The sequence below is a fragment of the Microbacterium arborescens genome, assembly GCF_030369635.1.
Classification (GTDB): domain Bacteria; phylum Actinomycetota; class Actinomycetes; order Actinomycetales; family Microbacteriaceae; genus Microbacterium.
Genome location: NZ_CP128474.1, coordinates 575562 through 599598 on the forward strand (window position 1 = coordinate 575562; position 24037 = coordinate 599598).

Annotated in this window: 19 protein-coding genes; 14 read left to right on the forward strand and 5 right to left on the reverse strand. The window is 70.0% G+C overall.

Features of this window, described 5'->3' with window-relative positions:
• The first annotated feature begins 14 nt into the window (after positions 1-14).
• From QUC20_RS02660 to QUC20_RS02690, 7 genes are all read left to right on the forward strand, one after another.
• A complete protein-coding gene (locus tag QUC20_RS02660; protein WP_289330863.1) occupies positions 15-1781 on the forward strand; it encodes an ABC transporter ATP-binding protein in 1767 nt (588 codons plus the stop codon).
• Between the two features lie 98 nt (positions 1782-1879).
• A complete protein-coding gene (locus QUC20_RS02665) occupies positions 1880-2827 on the forward strand; it encodes a family 43 glycosylhydrolase (RefSeq protein WP_289330864.1) in 948 nt (315 codons plus the stop codon).
• Positions 2828-3011: 184 nt separating this feature from the next.
• A complete protein-coding gene (locus tag QUC20_RS02670) occupies positions 3012-4310 on the forward strand; it encodes an ABC transporter substrate-binding protein (protein ID WP_289330865.1) in 1299 nt (432 codons plus the stop codon).
• 71 nt (positions 4311-4381) lie between these two features.
• Positions 4382-5374, forward strand: coding sequence for a carbohydrate ABC transporter permease (locus QUC20_RS02675; protein ID WP_120263487.1), 993 nt, complete (start codon positions 4382-4384; stop codon positions 5372-5374).
• On the forward strand, positions 5371-6297 hold the full coding sequence (locus tag QUC20_RS02680; RefSeq protein WP_289330866.1) for a carbohydrate ABC transporter permease: 927 nt from the start codon (positions 5371-5373) through the stop codon (positions 6295-6297). Before QUC20_RS02675 ends, QUC20_RS02680 begins: the two co-directional genes overlap by 4 nt.
• 2 nt (positions 6298-6299) lie before the next feature.
• On the forward strand, positions 6300-6968 hold the full coding sequence (locus tag QUC20_RS02685) for a hypothetical protein (RefSeq protein WP_289330867.1): 669 nt from the start codon (positions 6300-6302) through the stop codon (positions 6966-6968).
• Between the two features lie 41 nt (positions 6969-7009).
• Complete coding sequence (locus QUC20_RS02690; RefSeq protein ID WP_289330868.1) at positions 7010-8290, forward strand: ABC transporter substrate-binding protein; 1281 nt, start codon at positions 7010-7012, stop codon at positions 8288-8290.
• A gap of 7 nt (positions 8291-8297) precedes the next feature.
• On the opposite strand, the gene QUC20_RS02695 is transcribed toward QUC20_RS02690, so the two are convergent.
• Positions 8298-9059 (reverse strand): GntR family transcriptional regulator, encoded by a 762-nt coding sequence (locus QUC20_RS02695; protein ID WP_289330869.1) that lies wholly within the window; start codon positions 9057-9059, stop codon positions 8298-8300.
• Positions 9060-9211: 152 nt separating this feature from the next.
• Between QUC20_RS02695 and iolC the strand changes: the two genes are divergently transcribed.
• Genes iolC through iolG form a run of 7 tightly spaced genes read left to right on the forward strand, consistent with a single transcriptional unit; the run spans position 9212 to position 17415 of the window.
• Positions 9212-10180: a 5-dehydro-2-deoxygluconokinase gene (iolC, locus tag QUC20_RS02700; protein WP_289330870.1), complete on the forward strand. Its 969-nt coding sequence runs from the start codon at positions 9212-9214 to the stop codon at positions 10178-10180.
• Positions 10117-11055 carry a Cgl0159 family (beta/alpha)8-fold protein gene (locus QUC20_RS02705; protein ID WP_434543650.1) on the forward strand — a complete coding sequence of 313 codons (939 nt, stop codon included), beginning with the start codon at positions 10117-10119 and terminating at the stop codon, positions 11053-11055. Before iolC ends, QUC20_RS02705 begins: the two co-directional genes overlap by 64 nt.
• A 26-nt stretch (positions 11056-11081) precedes the next feature.
• Complete coding sequence (locus tag QUC20_RS02710) at positions 11082-12632, forward strand: CoA-acylating methylmalonate-semialdehyde dehydrogenase (protein WP_289330871.1); 1551 nt, start codon at positions 11082-11084, stop codon at positions 12630-12632.
• Entirely contained in the window at positions 12632-13543 is a 912-nt protein-coding gene (gene iolB / locus QUC20_RS02715) for a 5-deoxy-glucuronate isomerase (RefSeq protein WP_289330872.1), read from the forward strand. The genes QUC20_RS02710 and iolB overlap by 1 nt, the downstream gene beginning before the upstream one ends.
• Positions 13540-15468 carry a 3D-(3,5/4)-trihydroxycyclohexane-1,2-dione acylhydrolase (decyclizing) gene (gene iolD, locus QUC20_RS02720; RefSeq protein WP_434543651.1) on the forward strand — a complete coding sequence of 643 codons (1929 nt, stop codon included), beginning with the start codon at positions 13540-13542 and terminating at the stop codon, positions 15466-15468. Before iolB ends, iolD begins: the two co-directional genes overlap by 4 nt.
• Positions 15465-16382 carry a sugar phosphate isomerase/epimerase family protein gene (locus QUC20_RS02725; protein WP_120263477.1) on the forward strand — a complete coding sequence of 306 codons (918 nt, stop codon included), beginning with the start codon at positions 15465-15467 and terminating at the stop codon, positions 16380-16382. The genes iolD and QUC20_RS02725 overlap by 4 nt, the downstream gene beginning before the upstream one ends.
• Positions 16383-16404: 22 nt before the next feature.
• Complete coding sequence (gene iolG, locus QUC20_RS02730; protein WP_120263476.1) at positions 16405-17415, forward strand: inositol 2-dehydrogenase; 1011 nt, start codon at positions 16405-16407, stop codon at positions 17413-17415.
• 16 nt (positions 17416-17431) lie between these two features.
• On the opposite strand, the gene QUC20_RS02735 is transcribed toward iolG, so the two are convergent.
• The 4 genes from QUC20_RS02735 to QUC20_RS02750 are packed head-to-tail and all read right to left on the reverse strand — an operon-like array spanning position 17432 to position 24037.
• On the reverse strand, positions 17432-19144 hold the full coding sequence (locus tag QUC20_RS02735) for a hypothetical protein (RefSeq protein WP_289330874.1): 1713 nt from the start codon (positions 19142-19144) through the stop codon (positions 17432-17434).
• Positions 19141-22203: an alpha-mannosidase gene (locus tag QUC20_RS02740; protein WP_289330875.1), complete on the reverse strand. Its 3063-nt coding sequence runs from the start codon at positions 22201-22203 to the stop codon at positions 19141-19143. Before QUC20_RS02740 ends, QUC20_RS02735 begins: the two co-directional genes overlap by 4 nt.
• On the reverse strand, positions 22203-23096 hold the full coding sequence (locus tag QUC20_RS02745; RefSeq protein WP_120263473.1) for a carbohydrate ABC transporter permease: 894 nt from the start codon (positions 23094-23096) through the stop codon (positions 22203-22205). The genes QUC20_RS02740 and QUC20_RS02745 overlap by 1 nt, the downstream gene beginning before the upstream one ends.
• A complete protein-coding gene (locus QUC20_RS02750) occupies positions 23090-24037 on the reverse strand; it encodes a carbohydrate ABC transporter permease (RefSeq protein WP_220700898.1) in 948 nt (315 codons plus the stop codon). Before QUC20_RS02750 ends, QUC20_RS02745 begins: the two co-directional genes overlap by 7 nt.

The following is a 24037-nucleotide window of genomic DNA, read 5'->3' on the forward strand; positions in this document are numbered from 1 at the left end:
CTTAGCATGGTCACGTGGCTCGGAAACCGCTTTCCCGTCCCGCGGACCTGATCGACGGCGCTCGTCCGGCTCGATCCGTCCTGCGGCTGCTCGCCCGTCGGCCCGGACGCATGAGCATCGCGATCGGCGCCTTCGCGCTGAAAGAGATCCCGATGTGGTTCCTCCCGGTCATCACGGCGGCGATCATCGACATCGTCGCGGGCGGGGGAGAGGTGACCGCGGTCGTCGGGTGGTTCCTCGTCGCGGCCGCGTTGCTGCTGCAGAACTACCCGAACCACATCCTCTACACGCGCAGCTTCATGACCGTCGTGCGCGACACCGGCGCCGACCTGCGCAACGCGCTCGCCGCGCGGCTGCAGAGCCTGTCGATCGGCTATCACTCGCGGGTGAGCTCGTCGATCGTCCAGACGAAAGTCGTGCGCGACGTCGAGAACGTCGAGCTGATGCTGCAGCAGGTCACCCACCCGCTGCTCTCGGCGACGATGGTGATGATCGGCGCCCTCACGATGACCGCGATCGCGGTGCCCCAGTTCCTGCCGGTCTACGCTCTCGCGGTGCCGATCGCGATCGGCATCCGGTACGGCATGCGCAACCGCTCGCGAGAGCGCAACGCCGTCTTCCGCCGCGAGGTCGAGGTGCTCTCGGCGCGGGTGGGAGAGATGGCGTCGCTCATGCCGGTCACCCGCGCCCACGGCCTGGAGGAGACGGCGGTCACCCGCGTCTCGCACGGCGCCGAGGGGGTGCGGCGCGCAGGGCTACACCTCGACATGCTCAACGGTCACGTCGCGTCGATCTCGTGGGTGGCGATGCAGCTGCTCGGCGTCGGATGCCTCGTTCTCGCCGCGATCTTCTCGCTCACCGGCATCCTGCCGATATCTCCCGGCGAGGTCGTGCTGCTCTCGACCTACTTCACTCTGCTCACGCAGGGGCTCACGCAACTGCTGATGCTCATCCCGGTGGGCGCTCGCGGACTCGAGTCCGTGCGCTCGATCGCCGAAGTGCTGCAGGAGCCCGACCTCGAGCAGAACGAAGGCAAGCGCCGCGTCGACCGCATCATCGGCGACATCCGCCTCGAGAGAGCGAGCCACCGTTACGCGGGGGCGAGCGAGGACGCGCTCCACGAGATCGACCTGCACATCCCCGCGGGGTGCACGTACGCGTTCGTCGGCTCGTCGGGATCGGGTAAGTCGACGCTGCTCAACCTCGTCCTCGGTTTCGTGCGGGCCACGAGCGGGCGACTGACGATCGACGGAGCCGACGTGCAGGAACTCGACCTGCGCACCGTGCGGCGCTCGGTCTCGGTCGTGCCGCAGGAGTCGGTGCTGTTCGAAGGCACGATCCGCGAGAACATCGCCTACGGGCTGCCCGACGTCGCAGACGAGCGCATCGAGCAGGCGCTGCGCGATGCCAACGCGTGGGAGTTCGTCAGCGGCCAGCCGGACGGCTGGGACACGGTGGTCGGCGAGCGGGGAGCGCGTCTGTCGGGAGGGCAGCGTCAGCGGCTCGCGATCGCCCGTGCGCTGGTCCGCGACCCCCGCATCCTGCTGCTCGACGAGGCGACCTCGGCGCTCGACCCCGAATCGGAGGAGCTCGTGAAGGAGGCGCTGGGCAGGCTCATGACCGGTCGCACCACCCTCGTCGTCGCCCACCGCCTCTCGACGATCCGCCAGGCCGACCGCATCGTCGTGCTCGAGCGGGGCCGCATCGTCGAGCAGGGCTCGCACGACGATCTTCTGGCCGCCTCCGGCCGCTACGCCCACCTGCACGCCACCCAGTCCTGACCCCCCACCCCCACCCGTCGACTCGCCAGAAAGCGCGGATGTCGGCGCCCCCGCACCCGCGATACGTGGCGAGTCGACGGGGGAAGAGAGGAGAACCCGTGCTCAGAGAGATCTACCGGGATCCGGTGTACGACGGGGCGACCGATCCGGTCGTCGTCATCGACCGGGGTGCGTGGTGGATGTTCTACACGCAGCGCCGCGCGACGCACCCCGACCCCGGACCGGGAGTCGCCTGGGTGCACGGCTCGCGCATCGGAGTCGCACGCTCGCGCGACGGCGTCGACTGGACATACGCGGGCACGCTCGAACCGGATGCCGGCGGCCTCACTCTCGTCGCCGGGGCGCCCCCGGCGATGGTCGACCGCACGCACTGGGCGCCCGAGGTCGTGTTCGACGGCAGCGGATGGCGGATGTACCTGACCGAGATCGACGGTGTTCCCGATCGCTGGCCGGGTCACGCCCGCGCGATCGTGGAGTACCGCTCGACCGACCTCGTCTCGTGGCATCGCACAGGCCCGCTCGATCTCGCGAGCGACCGCGTCATCGATGCCGGGGTCGCGCGCGGCCCCGACGGGAGGTGGCGGCTCTGGTACAAGGACGAGGCCGCCGACTCGATCACGCGGGTCGCCGTCTCGGACGACCTCGCGTCGTGGGTCGACGGCGGCGTCGCGATCGGCGGGCGTCCGCACGAGGGACCCAGTGTCTTCGAGCTCGATGGGCGGTGGTGGATGATCGTCGACGAGTGGCGGGGGATGGGGGTCTTCGTCTCGGACGACACCGTCGATTGGGTGCGCCAGGGGGGTGCCGACGAGGTCGTGCTCGGAGCCGGAACCGTGCCCGGCCAGGGGTTCGGGCACCACGGAGCCCCGGTCCGCGACGGAGACGCCCTCTGGTACTACTTCTTCGCGCAGCCGGCCACGACTCCGGATGCCGGTGGCGACGGGGCCCATGCCGACGACGTCGAGGGCCGCCGGTGCGCGGTGTACCGGGTGCGGCTGGGTGTCGACGGGGGTCGTCTGATGTGCGAGGCTGAACCGGCGGACTGAGACCGGTCACAGCCGCGAGATCACGGGTGCGAATCGGTTGGCCCGAGTTTCTTGCGAAACGTTTCACGGCGTAGTACCGTTGCCGGCAAGCGCTTTCCCGACAGCGGGGCGGCGCGCACCTGCACACACGGACAATGGACGTTCGCGCGCACCGAGACGACGACGTTCGGCAGAGAGGACAATGATGTTCAGCAGAAAGCGGGCACTGGCCACGGTCGCCATCGCGACGGGCGCCGCGCTCACCCTGGCGGGCTGTGCCGGCGGCGACACCCCCGCCGCGGACGCGACCTTCGATCCCGACGAGAAGGTCACCCTCAACCTCGCGTTCTGGGGCAACGACGTTCGCGCGGAGCTCTACAACGAGGCGATCGCGGCCTTCAACGAGGAATACCCGAACATCACGGTCAACGCGACGTTCCTGACCTTCCCCGAGTTCTGGGAGAAGCGTCAGACCGAGGCCGCCGGCGGCGGGCTCCCCGACGTCATGCAGTTCGACTACTCGTACCTGCGGCAGTACTCCGAGAACAACCTCCTGCTCGACCTCGAGCCGTACCTCGGCGACATCATCGAGATCGACGCGCTGCCGCAGAACATCCTCGATATCGGTGTCGTGGGCGACACGACCTACGGCATCGCGACGTCGACGAACGCCTGGGGCATGTTCACCAACCCGAAGCTGATCGAGCAGGCCGGTGTCGAGGAGTTCGACGGTGGTTCGTGGGACGACTACTCGGACTGGATCGCCAGCGTCACCGACGCGTCCGGGGGAGCGTACTGGGGCGGCACCGACTACACCGGGCGCATCCAGAACTTCGAGCTCCAGCTTCGCGCCGAAGGGTCGCAGCTGTTCGACGAGAACGGCGAGCCCGGCTTCGACGAGGCGCGACTGACCCAGTTCTGGGAGGACGGCGCCGAGCTCCGCGAGAGCGGGGCCGTCATCGGCCAGCAGCGCCTCGAGGAGGCCCTGCCGCTCTCGGGCTTCGACGCCGCTCTCACGGCGAGCGAGCTGACGTGGGACAACTTCGGCGGCGGCTACCTGGGCAACCTGGGCGAGGGATACACCGAGCTCGGTCTCGTCGCCCCGCCGGTCACGAAGGAGGGCGCGAAGGACCTGTACCTCAAGCCCTCGATGCTCCACACGATCTCGGCGAAGACCGAGCACCCCGCCGCCGCGGCGACGCTCGTCAACTTCCTCGTGAACTCGCCCGAGTCGGGCGAGATCTTCGGCACGAACCGTGGCCTGCCGGCCTCGCAGACCGCTCTCGACGCGGCCGACCTCGACCCGCTGAGCCAGCAGGTCAAGGAGTACGAGGAGTCGATCGCCGACCGCCTCGGCGACGCGCCGCCCGTTCCGATCGTCGGCTACGGCACGATCGAGGAGGAGTTCCGCAAGCTCGGCACCGAGCTCGCCTTCGGCACGATCACCGTCGACGAAGCCGTCGATCGCTTCTTCTCGCAGATGGACATCACCCTCAACGGATGACCCGCTCCCGCGGGCCGGCGCTCTGCGCCGGCCCGCGGGCCCCGCATCCTCCCCGCATCCTCAGGAGCATCGTGACCACTACCGCCACACGGGTGATCGTCACCAAGGACTCGTCGCGCCGCGGCCTCGTCCGCAAGCAGCGGCCCGAACACCTCGACCGCCCCGGCGCCCGCAAGCGCGCCGTCCGCGAGAACATCGCGGGGTACGGCTTCCTCCTGCCGTGGCTCGTCGGGTTCTTCGGGCTCACGCTCGTTCCGATGGCGTACTCGCTGTACCTGTCGTTCACGAGCTACAACATCTTCTCGCCGCCGAAGTGGATCGGCTTCGACAACTACATCCGGCTCTTCACCAACGACCCGAGCTTCATGCAGTCGGCGCAGATCACCCTGATCTACGTGCTCGTGGGAACGCCGATCTCGCTGATCGCCGCTCTCCTGATCGCGCTGCTGCTGAACTACCGCGACCGTGGTGCGGCGTTCTTCCGCTCGGCGTTCTACGCCCCCTCGCTCATCGGCGCCTCGGTCTCGGTCGCGATCGTGTGGCGTGCGATGTTCGCCACCGACGGCCCCGTCGACAACGGCCTGAACGTGTTCGGCATCGACCTCGGCGGATGGATCGGAAACCCCGGGCTCATCCTGCCGATGATGATCCTGCTGGCCGTCTGGCAGTTCGGCGCGACGATGGTGATCTTCCTCGCCGGTCTCAAGCAGATCCCGAAGGAGCTGTACGAGGCGGCCGAGATGGACGGGGCGAACGCCGTCCGCCGCTTCCGCGCCGTGACGGTGCCGATGCTCTCGCCCGTCATCTTCTTCAACCTGCTGCTCGGCCTCATCGGCGCGTTCCAGGTGTTCGGGTCGGCCTACATCATCTCCAACGGCACCGGCGGCCCCGCCGGGATGACGAACTTCATCACGGTCTACCTCTACAAGACCGGATTCGCCGACGGCCGCATGGGATACGCCGCCGCGATCGCGTGGGTGCTCCTCGTCGTCGTCGCCATCATCGCCCTCATCCTCTTCCGCACCCAGAAGTCGTGGGTGCACTACTCGGGAGACAACCGATGACCACGTCACCCACCTCACCGCTCACGAGCGAAGCCATCTTCGCCGAGCAGCAGACCACGCCGATGCCGCCCGCGCGACGCAGGGTCAGGCGCAAGACCTGGCAGACGATCATCTGGTTCGCCGTGCTGATCGTCATCACCGCCGTCGTGCTCTACCCGCTGGTCTGGCTGCTGCTGTCGACGTTCAAGCCCAACAGCGAGTTCGGCCAGAACATGGGGCTACTGCCCAACGCGCCGACGATCGAGAACTACATCAAGGTCGCCGAGGGCATCGCGGGCGTGCCGATGTGGCGCTTCTTCGCCAACTCGCTGCTCATCGCCGGTGTCTCGGTGATCGGGACCGTGCTGTCGTCGGCGCTCGCGGCCTACGCCTTCGCCCGCCTGCAGTTCAAGGGACTCGGCATCCTGTTCGCCGCGATGATCGGCACGCTGCTGCTGCCGTTCCACGTCGTGATCATCCCGCAGTACATCATCTTCAACAATCTGGGGATGGTGGACACGTACTGGCCGCTGCTGCTGCCGAAGTTCCTCGCGACCGAGGCGTTCTTCGTGTTCCTCCTCGTGCAGTTCATCCGGCAGATGCCGCGCGATATGGACGAGGCCGCGAAGATCGACGGCGCGGGACACCTGCGCATCTTCTGGTCGATCATCCTGCCGCTCATCAAGCCGGCTCTCATCACGTGCGCGATCTTCAGCTTCATCTGGGCGTGGAACGACTTCCTCGGCCCGCTGCTCTACCTCACGAGCCCCGAGAACTACCCGCTGCCGATCGCGCTGCGCCTCTACAACGACCAGACCTCGTCGAGCGACTACGGCGCGACCGTGACGGCGTCGTTCATCGCGTTGGTCCCGATCCTGCTCTTCTTCATCGTCTTCCAGAAGTTCCTGGTCGACGGCGTCGCCACGCAGGGTCTGAAGGGCTAGCGATGTCGACCGACGAGCGTCCCCGCACGCGGCGCGCACAGCGTGCCGCGGTGCGGGCCGACCGCTCCGGCAGCGGACCGACCCTCGAGGCGCGGCCGCAGCTGCGGCATCCCGGCGCGGCAGGGGCGTTCGCCCTGCTCGGCGAGGTGCTGCTGATCGGGCTGCTCATCGGCGTCGTCTCGCTCGCGGTCGTCACGCTTCCGGTCGCGCTCGCGGCGGGGGTGCGGCATCTGCGTCGCTACGTCGCCGCCGACGATTCACGGCTCTCACTGTTCTGGGCCGATGTCCGCGCGGGGCTGCTGCCGGGCGCGGCCGTCGGTCTCGTGGCGCTGGTCGTGACGCTCGTCCTGCTGCTCGACATCGACCTGGCCCGGTCGGGGTTCCTCCCCGGTGGCGCCGTCGTCGAAGCGGTCGGCTGGGCGGGGCTCGCCGCTCTCGCCGTCGCCCTGCTCCTCGCCGCCGGGGCATGGAGCCCCGAGCTCGGCTGGCGGGGCGCGATCCGATCGATCCCGGATGCCGCACGCGGCGACCTCGCCGGAACGCTCTACCTCCTCGCCACGGCGGCCTTCGTCGTGGTGGTCACCTGGGCGCTGCCGCCGCTGTTCGTGGCCGGCATCGGATGCGCGGCGCTCGCCGTCGTCGCGATCCCGGCGCGACCGCGCCGCACCTGAGACCCGTCCCCCCCGGGCCCGCTCCCGATGAAAGGACTCCCATGAAGGCCAACCGCCTGCTCGCAACCGTCGGCATCGTCGCCGCCGGCGCGCTGGCACTGACCGGATGCGGCGGCGCGCAGACGCCTCCCGCAGCCGCGTTCGATCCCGACGAGAAGGTCACGCTGACCTATGCGTTCTGGGGCAACGACGACCGCGCGAAGCGCTACGACGAGCTGATCGCGGCGTTCAACGAGGAGTACCCGAACATCACCGTCAACGTCAGCTTCACCGACTTCCCGAGCTACTGGGAGAAGCGGCAGACCGAGGCCGCAGGCGGGGGACTGCCGGATGTCTTCCAGTTCTCCGACAGCTACCTGCGGCAGTACGGCGAATCGGGCAACCTGCTCGACCTCGCCGAGGTCGCCGACCAGATCGACATGACCACCTTCGACGACGGGCTCCTCGGCACCGGAGCGCTGAACGGCACGCAGTACTCGCTGCCGACCGGCTACAGCCTGTGGGCCAACTTCGTCAACGACGACCTCGTCGCCCAGGCCGGCGTCGCGGCCCCCGACGGCGGCACCGACTTCGCCGCATTCGACGAGTGGATGGCCGAGGTCACCGACACGACCGGCGGCTCGATCTACGGCGGCACCGACTACACCCAGCGCATCCAGGTGTTCGAGCTGGCGCTTCGCGCCGACGGCGGCAACCTGTACACCGACGACGGCGAGCTCGGTTTCACCAAGGATCAGCTGCGCGAGTTCTGGGAGAGTGGGGCAGGCCTGCGCGACGGCGTCACCGTGCCGCAGCAGCGTCTCGAGGAGCTCTCGCCCAAGTCGGGCTTCGGGGCGGCTCTGACAGCCAGCGAGATGAGCTGGAGCAACTTCCTCGGCGGCTACCTCGCCGACTCGGGCGCTTCGTCGATCTCGATCGTCGCCCCGCCCACGGCCAAGGAGGGCTCGAAGGACCTCTACCGTCAGGCGGGCCTCCAGGTTGCGATCTCGGCCAAGACCGAGCACCCGCAGGCGGCAGCGCTGTTCCTCGACTTCGTCGTGAACTCCGAGGCGGCGGGTCAGGTCTTCGGCACGACGCTCGGGTTCCCGGCGTCGACGTCGAAGCTCGCCGGCGCCACCCTCGAGGGCGCCGACAAGCAGGTCGCCGATTACATCGAGTCGGCCGCCGACCGCATCGGCGATGCTCCGCCCGTGCCCGTCGCCGGGTACGGCTCGCTCGAGCAGACGTTCTGGGAGCTCGGCAAGTCGCTCGGCCTCGGGACCACCTCGGTGGACCAGGCTGTGGATCAGTTCTTCTCCGAAGCCGAGGTCGTGCTCGGCTGAGCACCCGTCAGCGGGCGACGACCGTCGTCTCGAAGGTGTACATGTCGGGTCGGTAGCAGTGGTGGCCGAACTCGATCGCGCGGCCGGTGTTGTCGAAAGCGATGCGCTCCATCGTCAACACCGGTCCGCCGCGCTCGGTTCCCAGCAGCGTGTGCTCATCGCCCTGGGCGCGGCGGGCGCCGATCTTCTGCTTCGCGATGCGGATCGCGATGCCGCGGGCGCGGAGGAGCTGGTAGAGCCCGCGCTCTTCGAGCTCGTCGCGACCGAGGTCGGCGAGGTCGGCGGGAAGGTAGTTCTCGAGGATCGCGATCGGCGTCGAGCCGGTGAGCCGCTGTCGGCGCAGGTAGAGGATGTCGGAGCCTTCCGCCACTCCGAGGGCGATCGCGCTCGCCGCGTCGGCAGCGCGCACCTCGTGCTCGAGGACCCGTGTCGCCGGACCCTGCTGGGCGTTGTCGAGGTCTTCGTACAGGCTCGTCAGTTCGACCTGGCGCGTGACCTGGCCCTGCACGACCTGCGTGCCGACGCCGCGGCGGCGGACCAGGAGCCCCTTGTCGACCAGCTCCTGGATGGCGCGACGGATCGTGGGCCGGGAGAGGCCGAGTCGCTCGGCGATGGCGATCTCGTTCTCGAGGCGCGCGCCCGGCGCGATGTTCCCCGTGCGGATCTCGTGCTCGAGCCGCGTCGAGACCTGGAAGTACAGCGGAACGGGGCCGGTCCGATCGAGTTCGGCGCCGATGCTCTCGGGCCAGACGGTGTCGGCGGTGGTCATCGTCGTGTCATCCCCTCGACGCGCCGGGTGCGGAAGCGCGAATGTGCCGACAATATATCTTTTTCGCCCTGGGCGGCAGTCACCCTTGTCTCCCCGTTTGCTATTGAGCTATTGTTAGGACATGACCGCCGCAACGGAGAGAACGGTAGCCCGTGCACGACAGCGTTGAGACCGGTCCGGGCGCAGATCTCCTCGCGCTCGGCCGATTGGGGGTGGACCTCTATCCGTTGCAGCACGGTGTCGGACTGGAGGACGTGTCGACCTTCGGGAAGTTCCTGGGCGGTTCCGCCGCGAATGTCACGGTCGCAGCGGCGCGCCATGGTCGCGCGAGCGGTCTCGTATCGCGTGTGGGCGATGACCCGTTCGGCCGCTACCTGCTCGCCGAGCTCGAACGCCTCGGTGTCGATGCCTCCGGGGTCGGGGTCGACCCCGTCCTGAAGACGCCGATCACGTTCTGCGAGATCTTCCCTCCCGACGACTTCCCCCTGTACTTCTACCGCGAGCCTTCGGCGCCCGACCTCAACATCGAGGCGTCCGACCTCGATGCGGAGTCGATCCGGCGCGCGCGCATCCTGTGGGTCACCCTCACGGGCTTCAGCCGCGAACCGAGCCGCGCCGCCCACCTGGCCGCGCTCGACGCGCGCCAGCGCCGTTCCCACACTGTCCTCGACCTGGACTTCCGGCCCATGTTCTGGGACGACCGGGCCGATGCGACCGCGTTCGCGAAACACGCCATCGGTCACGTGGACATCGTCGTCGGCAATCGCGAGGAATGCGAGGTCGCCGTCGGTGAGACCGATCCCGATCGGGCCGCAGAAGCGCTGCTCGCACGGGGCGTCTCTCTCGCGATCGTCAAACTCGGACCGCGAGGCGTGCTCGCGCGCAGGGCTGACGAGAGCGTCATCGTGCCGCCGCATCCCGTCGAGGTCGTGAACGGACTCGGTGCGGGCGACGCGTTCGGCGGCGCGCTGTGCCACGGGCTTCTCGAAGGGTGGGGGCTGGAACGGATGCTGCGCTTCGCGAACGCCGCCGGCGCCATCGTGGCATCGCGTCTGGAATGCTCCACCGCCATGCCCACCACAGCAGAGGTCGAGGGCGCACTGACGGAGGTCGGTCGTTGAGCCGCGTCGATATCGAAGCCGTCCGCGAAGCGCGTGCGGAGCGACCCGAGCGGATCGCCCGCGCCTTCGCGGAACGGCGGCGGAGGCCGCTCACGCGCGGCGACGGACGTCTGTTCATCGTCGCCGCGGACCACCCCGCCCGCGGGGCTCTCGGGGTGGGGGGCAATCCGCTCGCGATGGCCGACCGTGACGGCCTCCTGGAGCGCCTGGCGATCGCGCTGTCGCGCCCGGGCGTCGACGGGGTGCTCGGAACCCCCGACATCATCGACGACCTCGCCCTCCTCGGGTTGCTCGATGACAAGATCGTCGTCGGCTCGATGAACCGCGGCGGGCTGCGGGGTGCGAGCTTCGAGATGGACGACCGCTTCACGGCCTACGACGTTCCGACGATGACGGCGAGCGGGATCGACTTCGCCAAGACGCTGATGCGCATCGACCTCGCCGACGCCGCGACGGCGGACACCCTCGAAGCGACAGCGCGGGCCGTGACGCAGGCCGCAGCCGCCAAGCTCCCCATCATGCTCGAGCCCTTCCTGAGCCGCCGCGTGGACGGGACGGTGGTGAACGACCTCTCCACCGAGGCCGTCATCCACTCGGTCGCGATCGCGTCGGGGCTCGGCGCCAGCAGCGCCTACACCTGGATGAAGCTGCCGGTGGTCGAGGAGATGGAGCGGGTCATGGCCGCGACGACCCTTCCGACGTTGCTGCTCGGCGGCGACAACGGCGCATCGCCCGACGAGACCTACCGCTCGTGGGAGAACGCGCTCGCCCTGCCGGGCGTACGCGGGCTCACCGTTGGCCGCACCCTCCTGTACCCGCACGACGACGACGTCGAAACGGCGATCGACATCGCCGCGCGGCTCGTCCACCCCTGACGCCCGATTCCGAGAGGACCCCCATCATGGCTGCATCCGCGACCGCCGGCCCGACCGGCGACGTCCCCGTCATCCCGCACTGGATCGACGGAGCCGAATACGCGCCCGACGGCACCCGGACCGCACCGGTCTTCAACCCGGCGACCGGGCGGGTCAGCGCCGAGGTGGCGCTCGCCGACGAGCAGACGATCGAGCGGGCCATCGCGTCTGCGCGGCGAGGGTTCGAGGTCTGGTCCCGGTACTCCGTCGCACGTCGCCAGAGCGTGCTGTTCGCGTTCCGTGAGCTGCTGAACGCCCGCAAGCCCGAGCTCGCCCGCATCATCACCGCCGAGCACGGCAAGGTCGTCTCGGACGCGATGGGCGAGATCCTGCGCGGCCAGGAGGTCGTCGAGCTGGCGACCGGGTTCCCGCACCTGATCAAGGGCGCGTTCAGCGAGAACGCATCGACGGGCATCGACGTCTACTCCATCAAGCAGCCTCTCGGAGTCGTCGGCATCGTGTCGCCGTTCAACTTCCCGGCGATGGTCCCCATGTGGTTCTTCCCCGTCGCGCTGGCCGCAGGCAACGCGGTCGTGCTCAAGCCGAGCGAGAAGGACCCCTCCGCGGCGCTGTGGCTCGCGCGTCTCTGGCAGGAGGCCGGACTCCCCGACGGCGCGTTCACGGTGCTGCAGGGAGACAAGCTCGCCGTCGATGGCCTGCTGGAGAGCCCCGACGTCGCATCGATCTCGTTCGTCGGCTCGACTCCCATCGCGCAGTACATCTACGAGACAGCCTCCCGCCACGGCAAGCGCGTGCAGGCGCTCGGCGGCGCGAAGAACCACATGCTCGTGCTGCCCGACGCCGACCTCGACCTCGTCGCCGATCAGGCCGTCAACGCCGGGTACGGTGCGGCGGGGGAGCGCTGCATGGCCATCAGCGTGGTGCTCGCCGTCGAGCCCGTCGCCGACGCGCTCATCGCGAGGATCGGTGACCGCATCGCGGCGTTGCGCGTCGGCGACGGCTCGGCCGACACCGAGCCCGACATGGGGCCGCTCATCTCCCGGGCCCACCGCGACAAGGTCTCGGAATACGTCGACATCGCCGAAGCCGATGGCGCCCGCATCGTCGTCGACGGGCGCCGGTTCTCGGTGGCCGGGCACGAGGACGGGTTCTTCTTCGGGCCCACGCTGATCGACGGCATCCCGACCTCGTCACGCGCCTACCAGGAGGAGATCTTCGGACCCGTGCTCGCGGTCGTCCGCGTCGCGACCTTCGAGGAAGGCGTCGCGCTCATCAACTCCGGTCGCTTCGGCAACGGAACCGCGATCTTCACGAACGACGGCGGGGCCGCACGCCGGTTCCAGAACGAGGTCGAAGTCGGGATGATCGGCATCAACGTGCCGATCCCGGTGCCGGTGGCCTACCACTCGTTCGGCGGCTGGAAGCAGTCGCTCTTCGGTGATGCGAAGGCGTACGGCGTGCACGGTTTCGAGTTCTTCACGCGCGAGAAGGCGGTGACGAGCCGGTGGCTCGACCCGGCGACCCGGGGCTCATCCGAGCACGGCGGGATCAACCTCGGCTTCCCGCAGAACTCCTGATGAGCGCCACCTGGTTCCACCGGCGCGGCGCGCTCGCGCACGGCGTCTGGGAGAGCGTCGTCGACGCGGCTCTTCCCGGGTGGCAGCACACCGGGTTGCACGTGGCCGAGCTCGCGGAGGGTGACGAGGTCGCGCTCGACGACGACGGCGCGGAGCGGATCGTCGTGCCCCTGCGCGGCAGCTTCACCGTCGAGCACCGCGAGGGTCTCGAGCCGCGGACGACGGTCCTCCGCGGACGTCCCTCGGTGTTCGCCGGCCCGACGGACGTCCTGTACGTCTCGGCGGGGTCGACGCTTCGCATCACCGGCGTCGGTCGGGTCGCCGTCGCCTCGTCGCCCACCGACGAGCGGCACCCCAGCCGTCACATCACCGCCGACGAAGTGGCCGTCGAACTGCGCGGCGCGGGAGCATCGAGCCGTCAGGTGCACAACTTCGGCACCCCGGGCTCGCTCGATGCGGCCCGTCTCATCGTCTGCGAGGTGGTGACCCCGGCGGGGAACTGGTCGTCGTATCCAGCCCACAAGCACGACGAGCACGTGCCCGGCCACGAGAGCCGCCTCGAGGAGATCTACTACTTCGAGAGCGCGCCCGTCGCCGGTGCTGGCCCGGCGGCGGACCCCGATGCGGCATTCGGGCTGTTCTCGACGACCTCCTCGCCCGTCGGCGAGATCGCGATCGACGAGCAGGTGCGCACGGGGGACATCGCTCTCGTGCCCTACGGTTATCACGGTCCCGCCGTGGCAGCCCCCGGCTACGACCTCTACTACCTGAACGTCATGGCCGGCCCGGGGCCCGAGCGGGCCTGGCTCATCAGCGACGACCCCGCCCACGCCTGGGTGCGCGAGACCTGGCGCACCGAGCAGATCGATCCGCGCCTGCCATACGGCGGCGGCGCCGACGAGGAGAGATGATGACCCGCACGAGACGGATGACGGTCAGCCAGGCGCTGGTGGAGTTCCTCGCGCACCAGTGGACGGTCGACGGCGACATCCGCGAACGCACGATCCCCGGAGTGCTCGGCATCTTCGGCCACGGCAACGTCGCCGGGATCGGACAGGCCCTCGCTCAGCTGAACGCGAGCGCCCCCGACCTCATGCCGTACCATCAGGCGCGCAACGAGCAGGCGATGGTCCATCAGGCGGTCGGCTACGCCCGGATGCGGCGGCGGCGGGCGACGTTCGCGGCAGCGGCATCCGTCGGCCCGGGCGCCACCAACATGCTCACGGGCGCCGCGCTCGCGACGACCAACCGGCTGCCGGCGCTCCTGCTTCCGAGCGACACCTTCGCCACCCGCGTCGCCGACCCGGTGCTCCAGCAGCTGGAGCAGCCCGGCGACATCGGCCTCACCGTCAACGACGCCTTCCGGCCGCTCTCGCGGTTCTTCGATCGGGTCCAGCGTCCCGAACAGCTCTTCTCGATCGCGCTGGCGGCGATGCGCGTGCTGACCGACCCGGTCGAGACGGGCGCCGTGACGATCGCGCTCCCCGAGGACGTGCAGGCCGAGGCGATCGACGTGCCGCTGGAATTCCTGGCCGACCGCGAATGGCACGTGCGTCGCCCGGTGCCCGAGGCAGGCCCACTCGCCCGGGCTCTGGAGGCGATCGCGGCCGCGGAACGCCCGTTGATCGTCGCCGGGGGCGGCGTGATCTACTCCGGCGCCGAAGAGGCGCTCGCCGAGTTCGCGAGCCGCACCGGCATCCCGGTCGCCACGACGCAGGCCGGCGGCGGGTCGATGCCCTGGGACCACCCGCAGTACGTCGGGGCGGTGGGCTCCACCGGTACGACAGCGGCGAATTCCCTGGCCGCAGACGCGGATGCCGTCATCGGGATCGGCACGCGCTACAGCGACTTCACCACGGCGTCGCGCACGGCCTTCCAGCACCCGTCGGTGCGCTTCGTCAACGTCAACGTCGCATCGTTCGACGCGCACAAGCACGGCACCGATCTGCCGGTCATCGCCGACGCCCGCGAGACGCTCGTGGCGGCCCTGCGCGACCTGGCCCGCCACCACGTGTCGCGGGAGTACGCCGCACGCATCGCCGAGCACAAGGCGAGGTGGGACGCCGCGGTCGACGCGGCCTTCGTCGCCTCGCACCTCGACCGGCCCGGACAGCCTGAGCTGATCGGCGCGGTGCACGCCGCCACCGACCCCGCCGATGTCATGGTGCAGGCCGCCGGATCCCTGCCGGGCGACCTCCACAAGCTCTGGCGTGTTCGCGATCCGCTCGGCTACCACGTGGAGTACGCCTTCTCGACCATGGGGTACGAGATCGCCGGTGCTCTCGGCGCGAAGCGCGCGCTGCTCGCCGCCGGCGACGACCGCGACGTCATCACGATGGTGGGCGACGGGTCGTACCTGATGCTGCACTCGGAGCTCGCGACCGCCGTCGCCGAACGCATCAAGATCATCGTCGTGATCGTCCAGAATCACGGCTACGCCTCGATCGGGCATCTCTCCGAGACGGTCGGATCCGCGCGCTTCGGCACGCGCTACCGCATGCTCGACGACGAGGCGCGCAACTTCGAGAGCGGGCAGACGCTGCCCGTCGACCTCGCCGCCAACGCCCGCAGCTACGGCGTCGATGTCATCGAGATCGCGCCCGGACCGGATGCCGCGGCGCAGCTCACCGCCGCGGTGACGCGCGCGAAGGCCGCCGACACCGCCACCGTCATCCACGTCGAGTCCGACCCCCTCATCTACGCCCCGGACGGCTCGGGCTGGTGGGATGTGCCCGTGGCCGAGGTCGCCGAACTCGAGACGACGGCGCGTGCCCGTGAGGATTACGAGCGGCAGCGCGGCACGCAGCGGCCCCTGCTAGGACAGGAAGAAGCATGAAAGCGACGGTCGCCGGAGCGCCCGTGAGCTTCGGGGTGTTCGAGCTCACCCCCGACGGCGCCGAGACCGTCACGGCGGACGAGATGCTCGAGGCCCTCGTCGCGACGGGTTACGACGGCGTCGACCTCGGGCCGGCCGGGTTCCTCGGCGAAGGCGACGCCCTCGCCGAGCGTCTCCGGCGGTTCGGGCTCGGCCTCGCCGGCGGGTGGGTGCAGCTGCCGTTCTCGGACGACGAGGCGTTCGCCGCCGCCCTGCCCGAGCTCGAGTCGGCGCTGCGCAGCTTCGTCGCCGCGGGCGAGGCTGTGGGCGGCCGGCTGCCGTTGCCGACGCTCGCCGACGACGGCTCGGCCGCGCGCCGCGCCGCTCCCGGACGCGGCGCAGAGGTCGACCGGCTCGACGATGCCGCGTGGGATCGCCTCGCACGCAACGCCGAACGCGCGGTCGCGCTCGTGCGCGCCGCCGGACTCGAGCCGACCTTCCACCACCACGCCGGCACGTTCGTCGAGTCACCCGCCGAGATCGACCGCTTCCTCGGACGCGTCGACATCGGCCTGACCCTCGATACGGGGCATCTCGCCCTCGGCGGCGGCGACCCGGTCGACGCGGTGCGCCGTTGGGGCGATCGCATCAACCACCTGCACCTGAAGGACGTCGACCTCGGCCGCCTGCGCGCGGTCCTCGCCGCGGGCGGGGGGATGCGCGAGGTCTGGTCATCGGGCGTCTTCGTCGCGTTCGGGCACGGCGACCTCGACGTCGTCCCCGTCATGGCCGCGATGGCCGAGCGCGACTTCGATGGCTGGGTCGTCGTGGAGCAGGACGTCCTGAACGGCCCCGAGACCGCGATCGACGCCTTCCTGCGCGAGCGCACCGCCGACCAGCAGACCAACCGCGACGCGCTGCGCGACTGGCTGTGACCCACGACAGACGGAGAGAACCGTGACCACTTCCCCCATCCGCTTCGGACTCATCGGCACCGGTCGCATCGGCCAGGTCCATGCCGTCAACATCGCCGCGTCGCCCGACACCACGCTCACCTGGGTCGCCGACCCGTTCATCGCCGGCGCCACGGGCGTCGCCGAGCGCTTCGGCGGCCGCGCGACGGAGTCCGCCGACGAGATGCTCGCCTCGGGCGACGTGGACGCGGTCATCATCGCGTCGCCCACCCCGACGCACGTGGACCTCATCGCGGCGGCCCTGGACCGCGGCATCCCGGTGCTGTGCGAGAAGCCGATCGATCTCGACCTGGCTCGCGTCGATGCTCTCCGCCCCCGCGTCGCGGCCAGCGGCGTGCCGGTGGCCCTCGGTTTCAACCGCCGCTTCGACCCGGCGTTCGCCGAGGTCCACGCGCGCGTCGGCGCCGGCGAGGTGGGCGAGCTCGAGCAGCTCACGATCATCAGCCGCGACCCCGCCGCGCCTCCCGCGTCGTACATCGCGGTCTCCGGCGGCATCTTCCGCGACATGACGATCCACGACTTCGACATGGCGCGCTTCTTCGTGTCCGACATCGTCGAGGTCTCCGCGACGGCCACGACGACGTTCGACGCCGGGGCCCGCGAGCACGGCGACGTCGACACCGCGGTCACCGTGCTTCGCGCGGCATCCGGTGCGATCGTCACGATCATCAACTCGCGCCACAGCGCGAGCGGATACGACCAGCGCCTCGAGGCGTTCGGCGCTCGCGGCTCGCTGCAGGTGGCCAACGCCGGGACGAGTCTCGTCAGCGCCTCGACGGCGGCGAGCGTCGAGGCCCGTCCGCCGTACCAGGACTTCTTCCTCGAGCGTTACGCCGCGTCGTACGCCGCCGAGCTGGCGGAGTTCGTCAAGGCCGTCCGCGGCGAGGCGTCGACGAGCCCTTCGTTCGAGGACGGTCGTGCCGCGCTCGTGCTCGCCGATGCCGCGCAACGTTCGCTCGCCGAGCGCGTCGCCGTCGCGGTCTCGTTCGACTGAAGCCGGGCGAGGCGCGTCAGCGTACGCGGCGCAGGACCACCTCGGCGCGACCGGGCGTCGTGCCGGTGAGGTAGACGCGCGGCCCGCCGAGGGCGTCCGTGCCGCCGAGATAGGTGTAGTCCTCACCCGGAAGGTAACCGGCGGCGCCGGGCACCCCGCGATCCGCTCCGGCTGAAATGCCGAACTCGATGGCGTCGTCGCCGACGCGGTAACGCGCGGTGCCCGCAGCCAGGACGGCGGTCCCGTCGGGCGCCGGCTCGACGCCCTCGAAGGTCCCGCCGGGCCGGAAGGCGAGTTCCAGGCTCCACGTGCACAGCGGCCCTTCGGTGTCGATCACGAGGTCGGCACCGCTTTCGGAGGGAAGCACCGCGATGCGCGTGTGCAGCGCGACCTCGTCGCGGGGGCGCACGTCGAACGACATCGCCGCCGAGAACCGGCCTTCGTCGACCAGGCGGTAGTCGCCACCCGCTCGGTGGCGCTCGGTGGCGAGCGGGCCGAAGTAAGCGGGAGAGAGCCGCTCGTCGAGGACGAACTCGTCGTCGGAGACGGTCAGCGAGTCGGCTCGGAACGGGCCGAGCCCGAAGAAGTGACGCGACAGGCGCGCCGATTCGAGCACGGCCGCGCCCGCGAACAGACGCAGGAACGTCGGGTTCGTGGCGAGACCCGAACGGATGCGGCCGGCCGCGGCATAGTCGGAACCGCCGAACACGGTGATCGTGCGCTCGGGCGTGCGATCGATGACGAGCCCGGACGACGGCCACACACTCCGCAACCGTGCCGCGGGGGCCGCGGGGTCGGGGAGCGGTCCCGCGATGGCCGGGTGCAGCAGCACGTCCGCCAGTGCCGTCTGGGGGTCGATGACCGGCTCGGATGCCGCGACCCGGGCCGCCCACGCGAGATCGGCGCGGCCGGTCTCGATCGCGAGCCGGCGGTAGAGCGTCGCGAAGGGGGCGAGCGGGAACCGCGTCTCGCGCTGGTCCTGGCGGCGGGAGTGCACGGTCTCGACCGATCCATCGGGCTGGATCAGGCCGAGCGTGGACGCGAGGTTGCGTTCCACGACGGCACGCAGCGCGGGCAGGTCGAGGATGTCGGCGACGGCGAGCAGCGACGGGTTCGAGACGTAGACGGCGTAGTTCGCGCTGCGCTCGGAGTACTGGCCGTCGGGAGCGATGTCGATGCCCTCGGCGAGCCAGTGCCGGGCACGCTCGACCAGCCGTTCGTCGGGCCGGTGCCGGTGCAGGCGGGCGAGCGCCGCCGTGAGCTCCCACCGGTGGTTCGGGGTGTGCACACCGCCGGCGAGCATCGCGGGTGCTGCGCGGTCGGCGATGGCGCCCAGCATCGTGCCGAGGGCGCTCAACCGATCGTCGCCCGAACGCCGGATGAGCTCGAGGATGTCGCCGACGTCGTTGATCGTGAAGCCGCTGTCGGGCGGCGACTCGACGTTGTCGCCGCCGAGGAACAAGCCCGTCGGCGACTGCAGCTCCGCGAGGACTGAGGCGTACCGCTCCGCGCGCGCCACGGCGGCGGGGTCGCCGGCGAACGCCGACGTCGGGGAGAGGTAGACGGCCACCAGGAGCTTCGCGCGTCGCATGGACTCCCGGTGCGGACCGAGCGGCGCTTCCGCGACGTCGACGGGCTCATCCATCAGGGCAGCGGCCGCGGCGTCGGCGGCGGCCACGACATCGGTGGGGAACGTGTCGGGCGGGAAGATCTCGGTGTCGCGGCTCATGGGGTCTCCGGGGTCAGCAGGCGGGCGCGCAGGGTCGCGACCTCGAAAGCTCGCAGGTCGAGGGCGACCGTGCGATCGTCGCGCAACGTGGCGGCGCCGGCTCGGCCGCCGCCGACGGTCTCGACGAGATCGCAGACCTCGAGCGAGGCGAGCGGCACGTCGAACCGGAGGGCGCCGGACGACCGCGCGCCGCGCTGCTCGAACACCCGGACGATCAGGTCGCCGCTGCCGTCGGCGGCGAGCTTGACGGCCGAGACGACCACGTCGGTCCCGTCGCTCGCGACGAGCGGCGCGACGGGACCGGACCCGTCGACCTCGCGCAGCGGCGAGCCCACGATCGTGCCCCAGTGGGCGGCATCGGTCGTCGTCTCGGCCGGCGTGAAGATCGAGACGAACTCGTGCGTGCCCTGGTCTGCATCCGGATCGGGGAATGTGGGCGCACGCAGCAGAGACTGTCGAACGGTCGTCACGGTTCCCTGTTCGTCCGTCGTGCGCGTCGCGTCGTGTCCGTACAGGCCGTCGTTGACGATCGCAGCTCCGGTACCCGGCTCCGCGACGTGCACCCACCGATGTGCGCAGACCTCGTAGCGTGCGGCATCCCACGACGTGTTCGCGTGCAGTGCACGACGCACGTGTCCGAACTGCGTCTCGTAAGCGGCGTCCTGCGCGTGCACGGCGACGGGGAAGGCGAGTTTGAGCAGGCGATGCCGCTCATGCCAGTCGACGCGCGTGCGGATGCGCACGGCGCCGCCGACGGGGTGGATGTCGACCCACTGCTCCACCTGGCCGTGGGGGAGGGGGTGGACGACGTGCACGGCTCCGCTCTCGGTGAGCCGGGCCGCGCCGCCGTCGACGTCGGTCGTCGTGAGGCGGTACGAGGCGTCGAGCTCCCAGGCGTCCCATTTCGCGGGAGCATCGACATGCAGCTGGAGCAGCCCGCCTCGATGCCCCGCCGGGATGAGCTCCCGGCCGTCCGGCAGGGCGCGGACGCTGCGCAGCGTGCCGTCGGGACCGACGAGGACGTCGATGCTCTCCGAGCGCAGCCGGAAGCCGTCCGCGACCGGTTCGGCCGAGAACGGTGCCGCGGCCGGGGCAGGTCCTGCGGCCCCGGGGGAGATCGCTCCGATGGGCGAGGACGCGGGGTTCAGCGCGAGCCGGGTCGAGCCCGACCCGACCAGAGCGGCGATCGCGGCAGCGATGATCGCCTCGAGACGCGCGGTCGTCTCAGCGTGGGACCGCTCTGCTTCGCGATGGACCCACGCGATGGCGCTGCCGGGCAGGATGTCGTGGAACTGCAGCAGCAGCACTTCGCGCCAGAGCTCGTCGAAATCTGCGGCGGGGTAGGGCGTGCCGCGCCGGACGTGGGCCGCGGCGCTCCACAGCTCCGCCTCGACGAGGAGAGCCTCGTTGCGCCGGTTGCCGCGCTTGGTGCGCATCTGCGACGTGTAGATACCGCGGTGGAACTGCAGGTACATCTCGCCCGCCCACACCGGCGGGGCCGCTGGTTCGTCGGCGGCCTCGACGAAGAACTCGCGCGGAGTGCCGAAGGTCACGGTGGGCGATCCTTCGAGATCGGCCTGCAGTCGCGCATCGGTCATCATCTCGCGGGTGGGGCCGCCGCCGCCGTCGCCGTATCCGAACGGCATGAGCGATCGCGAGCTCGCGGCGTGATCGGCGAAGTTCCGCACGCTGCGGGCGAGCTCGGTCGGACGCATATCGCCGCTGTAGGTGTTGTTCGGCGGGAAGTGCGTGAAGATCCGAGAACCGTCGAGGCCCTCCCACACGAACGAGTGGTGGGGCATCGTGTCGCCGTCGTTCCAGCACATCTTCTGCGTGAAGAACCAGCGCAGCCCGGCGCCGCGCAGCAGCTGGGGAAGCGATGCGGGAAAGCCGAACGAGTCGGGCAGCCAGCCGACGTCGCTCCGTGCCCCGAAATGCTCCTCGAAGAACCGGGTGCCGAAGAGCAGCTGGCGCGCGACCGATTCGCCGGAGGGCATGTTGACGTCGGATTCGACCCACATGTTGCCGACCGGCACGAACCGCCCCTCGGCGACGCGCTCGGCGACGCGGGCGAACAGCTCGGGATCGCTGCGGCGCACCCAGTCGAAATGCTGTGCCGACGAGCTCACGAAGACCGCATCGGGGTCGGCGGCCATGAGGTCGAGGACGTTGGCGAAGGTCCGGGTGACCTTCCGCACCGTCTCGCGCGTCGGCCACAGCCAGGCCGAGTCGATGTGCGCGTGCCCCGTCGCCGTGATGCGGTGCGCGGATGCCACGGCCGGCGACGCCAGCAGCGGCGCGAGCATGTCTCGGGCCGCGTTCGCCCCGTGGGACGGATCGGCGGGGTCGACCGCGTACAGCGCGCGCTCGAGACCGTCTAGGATGCGGGCTCGGCGCGGATCCGTCGGCGACAGCTCGCGTACGAGACCCACGAGGACGATGACCTCGCGACGCAGGCGTTCGACCGTCTCGTCGACGAGTCGCACCTCCATGTCGCCGAGACGGTAGAGCGGGGCGGTGCCGGCGGTGGCTTTGTCGCCGAGCGCCGTGGGGGCGAAGGCGAGCGGGCTGCGGAAGTCGTCGCCGCCGGAGAGGTCGGGGTTGGCGGCCGCCTCGACGGTGAACGAGAACTCCTCGCCCGCGCCGGCGGCGACCGGGACGTGATGGTTGCGCGGCTCGAGGCCCTTGACGACCGACCCCGCGGTCGTGCGCACCAGCCCCTCGCACTGGAAGCCGGGCTTGGCCTGTGAGAACCCGAGGTCGAGCGACAGCTCGACGCGGCCGTCGCATCCGGCCCACTCCGCGGGAACCCGACCCTCGACGAGGAACCACGTCGTGCCCCACGCCCGGCCCCAGGCGGAGCCGGGGTCGATCGGAGTGAAGTCGGCATCGCGCCGCATCCGCTCGACCGACACCGGCTCGCCCGGCAGATCGCCCTCGTCGGGCACCTGCCAGGCCGAGACCGTCAGGGGGCGCCGATCGGCGACCACCGCGCGTGCGAGGTGGTCGCCGACGAAACGATCGACGCGTTCGAGGATCAGGTCGTCCCGCGCGGGCATCAGTCCTTCAGCCCCGCATTGATGTTCGACGACGTGATGTACCGCTGGAAAACGAGGTACAGCGCGATCAGGGGGAGCATCGAGAGCACGGAGGCCGACAACAGGATCGTCCACTCGATGTTCTCGGCGCCGACGAGGGCGCGCAGGGCGATCTGCAGCGTGAACTGATCGGGGTTGCCGAGGATGATGAGCGGGAAGATGTAGTCGTTCCAGCGCCACTGGAACGACATGATGGCGAGCGTCAGTGCGATGGGGCGGGCCAACGGCATCATGATGCGGAAGAAGATGCCGAACTCGCTCGCACCGTCGATGCGTGCCGCCTGCATGAGCTCGTCGGGGATCGTGATGAAGAACTGCCGGAACATGAACACTCCGGTCGGCGTGATGATCGACGGGATGATCACACCGGCGAGCGAGTTGTAGAGCCCCAGGTCACGGATGACGATGAACAGCGGGTTGAGGATGACCTCGCCCGGCAGCATCGTCATCGACAGGATGCAGAGCCCGAGCACGCTCAGCCACGGGTTCTTGTACTTCGCCAGGGCGTAACCGGTCATCGCGCAGAGCGCGACGGTCAGGACGGTGGTGACCGTCGCCACGATCGCGGTGTTGAGGAAGTAGCGCGCGAAGTCGATGCGCTCGAGCGCCGCAGCGTAGCCGTCGAGCGTCCACTCCCGCGGGAAGAACGACAGCGGGTAGCTGAAGAGCTCGCTGCCGGGCTTGAACGACGAGAGCAGGAACCACAGCAGCGGGAAGAGCATGAGAACCGCGAGCACCCAGAGCATCGTCGTGGGGAGGATCGACTTGCGGATGCGGCCCTGCGTGCGGCGGCGGCGCTCGTAGCGCTTGGTCCGCTTGTCGTCGGGGACGGTGATGGCGTAGGTGGTCACCATGCGTTGTTGCTCCTCCGGCTGATGCGCAGCTGGATCACGGCGATGATCATGAGGATCACCAGGAGGACCATGGACGCCGCGCTGGCGTAGCCGATCTCGGATTGCTTGAAGCCGGTCTCGTAGATGTACTGCACGATCAGGCGGTTCTGGGTGCCGGGGCCGCCGCCGTTGAGGGATTGGATGAGCGCGAACTCCTTCATGTGCCCGAGGGTCGACAGGAGGATCACGAGCACCGAGGTCGGGGCGATCGAGGGCAGGGTGATGTTGCGGAACCGCTGCCACCCGTTCGCGCCGTCGAGCTCCGCCGCCTCGTAGTACGACTTCGGCACGTTGTTGAGCGCGGCGACGAACAGGAGCATGTTGAAGGCCGCTCCGCCCCAGGAAGACGCCACGATCACGACGAGCAGCGACAGGTCGGCGTTCGACGACCACGGCACACCTTCGCCGCCGAGGGTGCGGATGATGAAGTTCACGAAGCCGAAGCTCTCGCCGAACATCCAGCGCCAGATGACACCGGTGACGATGGGGGAGACGAGCCAGGGCAGGAAGAAGATGATGCGGGCGGCCGTCTTGCCTCGTGCCCACACCGCGTTGATGGCGACCGCCATCGCGAGCGAGAGCGCGTAGCTGAGAGGAACCGCGAACAGCGTGAAGACGAACGTGCGGGCCAGCGCGCCGTAGAAGCCCGGATCGGTCATCAGCTCGACGTAGTTGGCGAGGCCGACGAACTCGGCGTCGCCCCAGCCGCGGAAGTCCGTCAGCGAGTACGAGAGCCCGAGCACACCCGGCCACAGGAAGAACAGCGCGAACAGCGCGGCGGTTCCCACCGTGAAGATGAACGGCGCGAGCCGGTAGCGCCCGAAGACGCGCTTGCGGGGACGGGGCGCGCCGGGCGCCCCCGCCGTGGGGGCGGAGGCGTCCGGCGTGATGGTTGCAGTCAT

What these genes read in the sequence shown, in the direction of transcription:
- QUC20_RS02670 (WP_289330865.1), top strand. Translation starts at nt 3,012, where the DNA reads ATGTTCAGCAGAAAGCGGGCACTGGCCACGGTCGCCATCGCGACGGGC.
- QUC20_RS02680 (WP_289330866.1), top strand. Translation starts at nt 5,371, where the DNA reads ATGACCACGTCACCCACCTCACCGCTCACGAGCGAAGCCATCTTCGCC.
- QUC20_RS02685 (WP_289330867.1), top strand. Translation starts at nt 6,300, where the DNA reads ATGTCGACCGACGAGCGTCCCCGCACGCGGCGCGCACAGCGTGCCGCG.
- QUC20_RS02690 (WP_289330868.1), top strand. Translation starts at nt 7,010, where the DNA reads ATGAAGGCCAACCGCCTGCTCGCAACCGTCGGCATCGTCGCCGCCGGC.
- QUC20_RS02695 (WP_289330869.1), bottom strand. Translation starts at nt 9,059, where the DNA reads ATGACCACCGCCGACACCGTCTGGCCCGAGAGCATCGGCGCCGAACTC.
- QUC20_RS02705 (WP_434543650.1), top strand. Translation starts at nt 10,117, where the DNA reads ATGCTCCACCGCCATGCCCACCACAGCAGAGGTCGAGGGCGCACTGAC.
- QUC20_RS02710 (WP_289330871.1), top strand. Translation starts at nt 11,082, where the DNA reads ATGGCTGCATCCGCGACCGCCGGCCCGACCGGCGACGTCCCCGTCATC.
- iolB (WP_289330872.1), top strand. Translation starts at nt 12,632, where the DNA reads ATGAGCGCCACCTGGTTCCACCGGCGCGGCGCGCTCGCGCACGGCGTC.
- iolD (WP_434543651.1), top strand. Translation starts at nt 13,540, where the DNA reads ATGATGACCCGCACGAGACGGATGACGGTCAGCCAGGCGCTGGTGGAG.
- QUC20_RS02725 (WP_120263477.1), top strand. Translation starts at nt 15,465, where the DNA reads ATGAAAGCGACGGTCGCCGGAGCGCCCGTGAGCTTCGGGGTGTTCGAG.
- QUC20_RS02735 (WP_289330874.1), bottom strand. Translation starts at nt 19,144, where the DNA reads ATGAGCCGCGACACCGAGATCTTCCCGCCCGACACGTTCCCCACCGAT.
- QUC20_RS02740 (WP_289330875.1), bottom strand. Translation starts at nt 22,203, where the DNA reads ATGCCCGCGCGGGACGACCTGATCCTCGAACGCGTCGATCGTTTCGTC.
- QUC20_RS02745 (WP_120263473.1), bottom strand. Translation starts at nt 23,096, where the DNA reads ATGGTGACCACCTACGCCATCACCGTCCCCGACGACAAGCGGACCAAG.
- QUC20_RS02750 (WP_220700898.1), bottom strand. Translation starts at nt 24,037, where the DNA reads ATGACTGCAACCATCACGCCGGACGCCTCCGCCCCCACGGCGGGGGCG.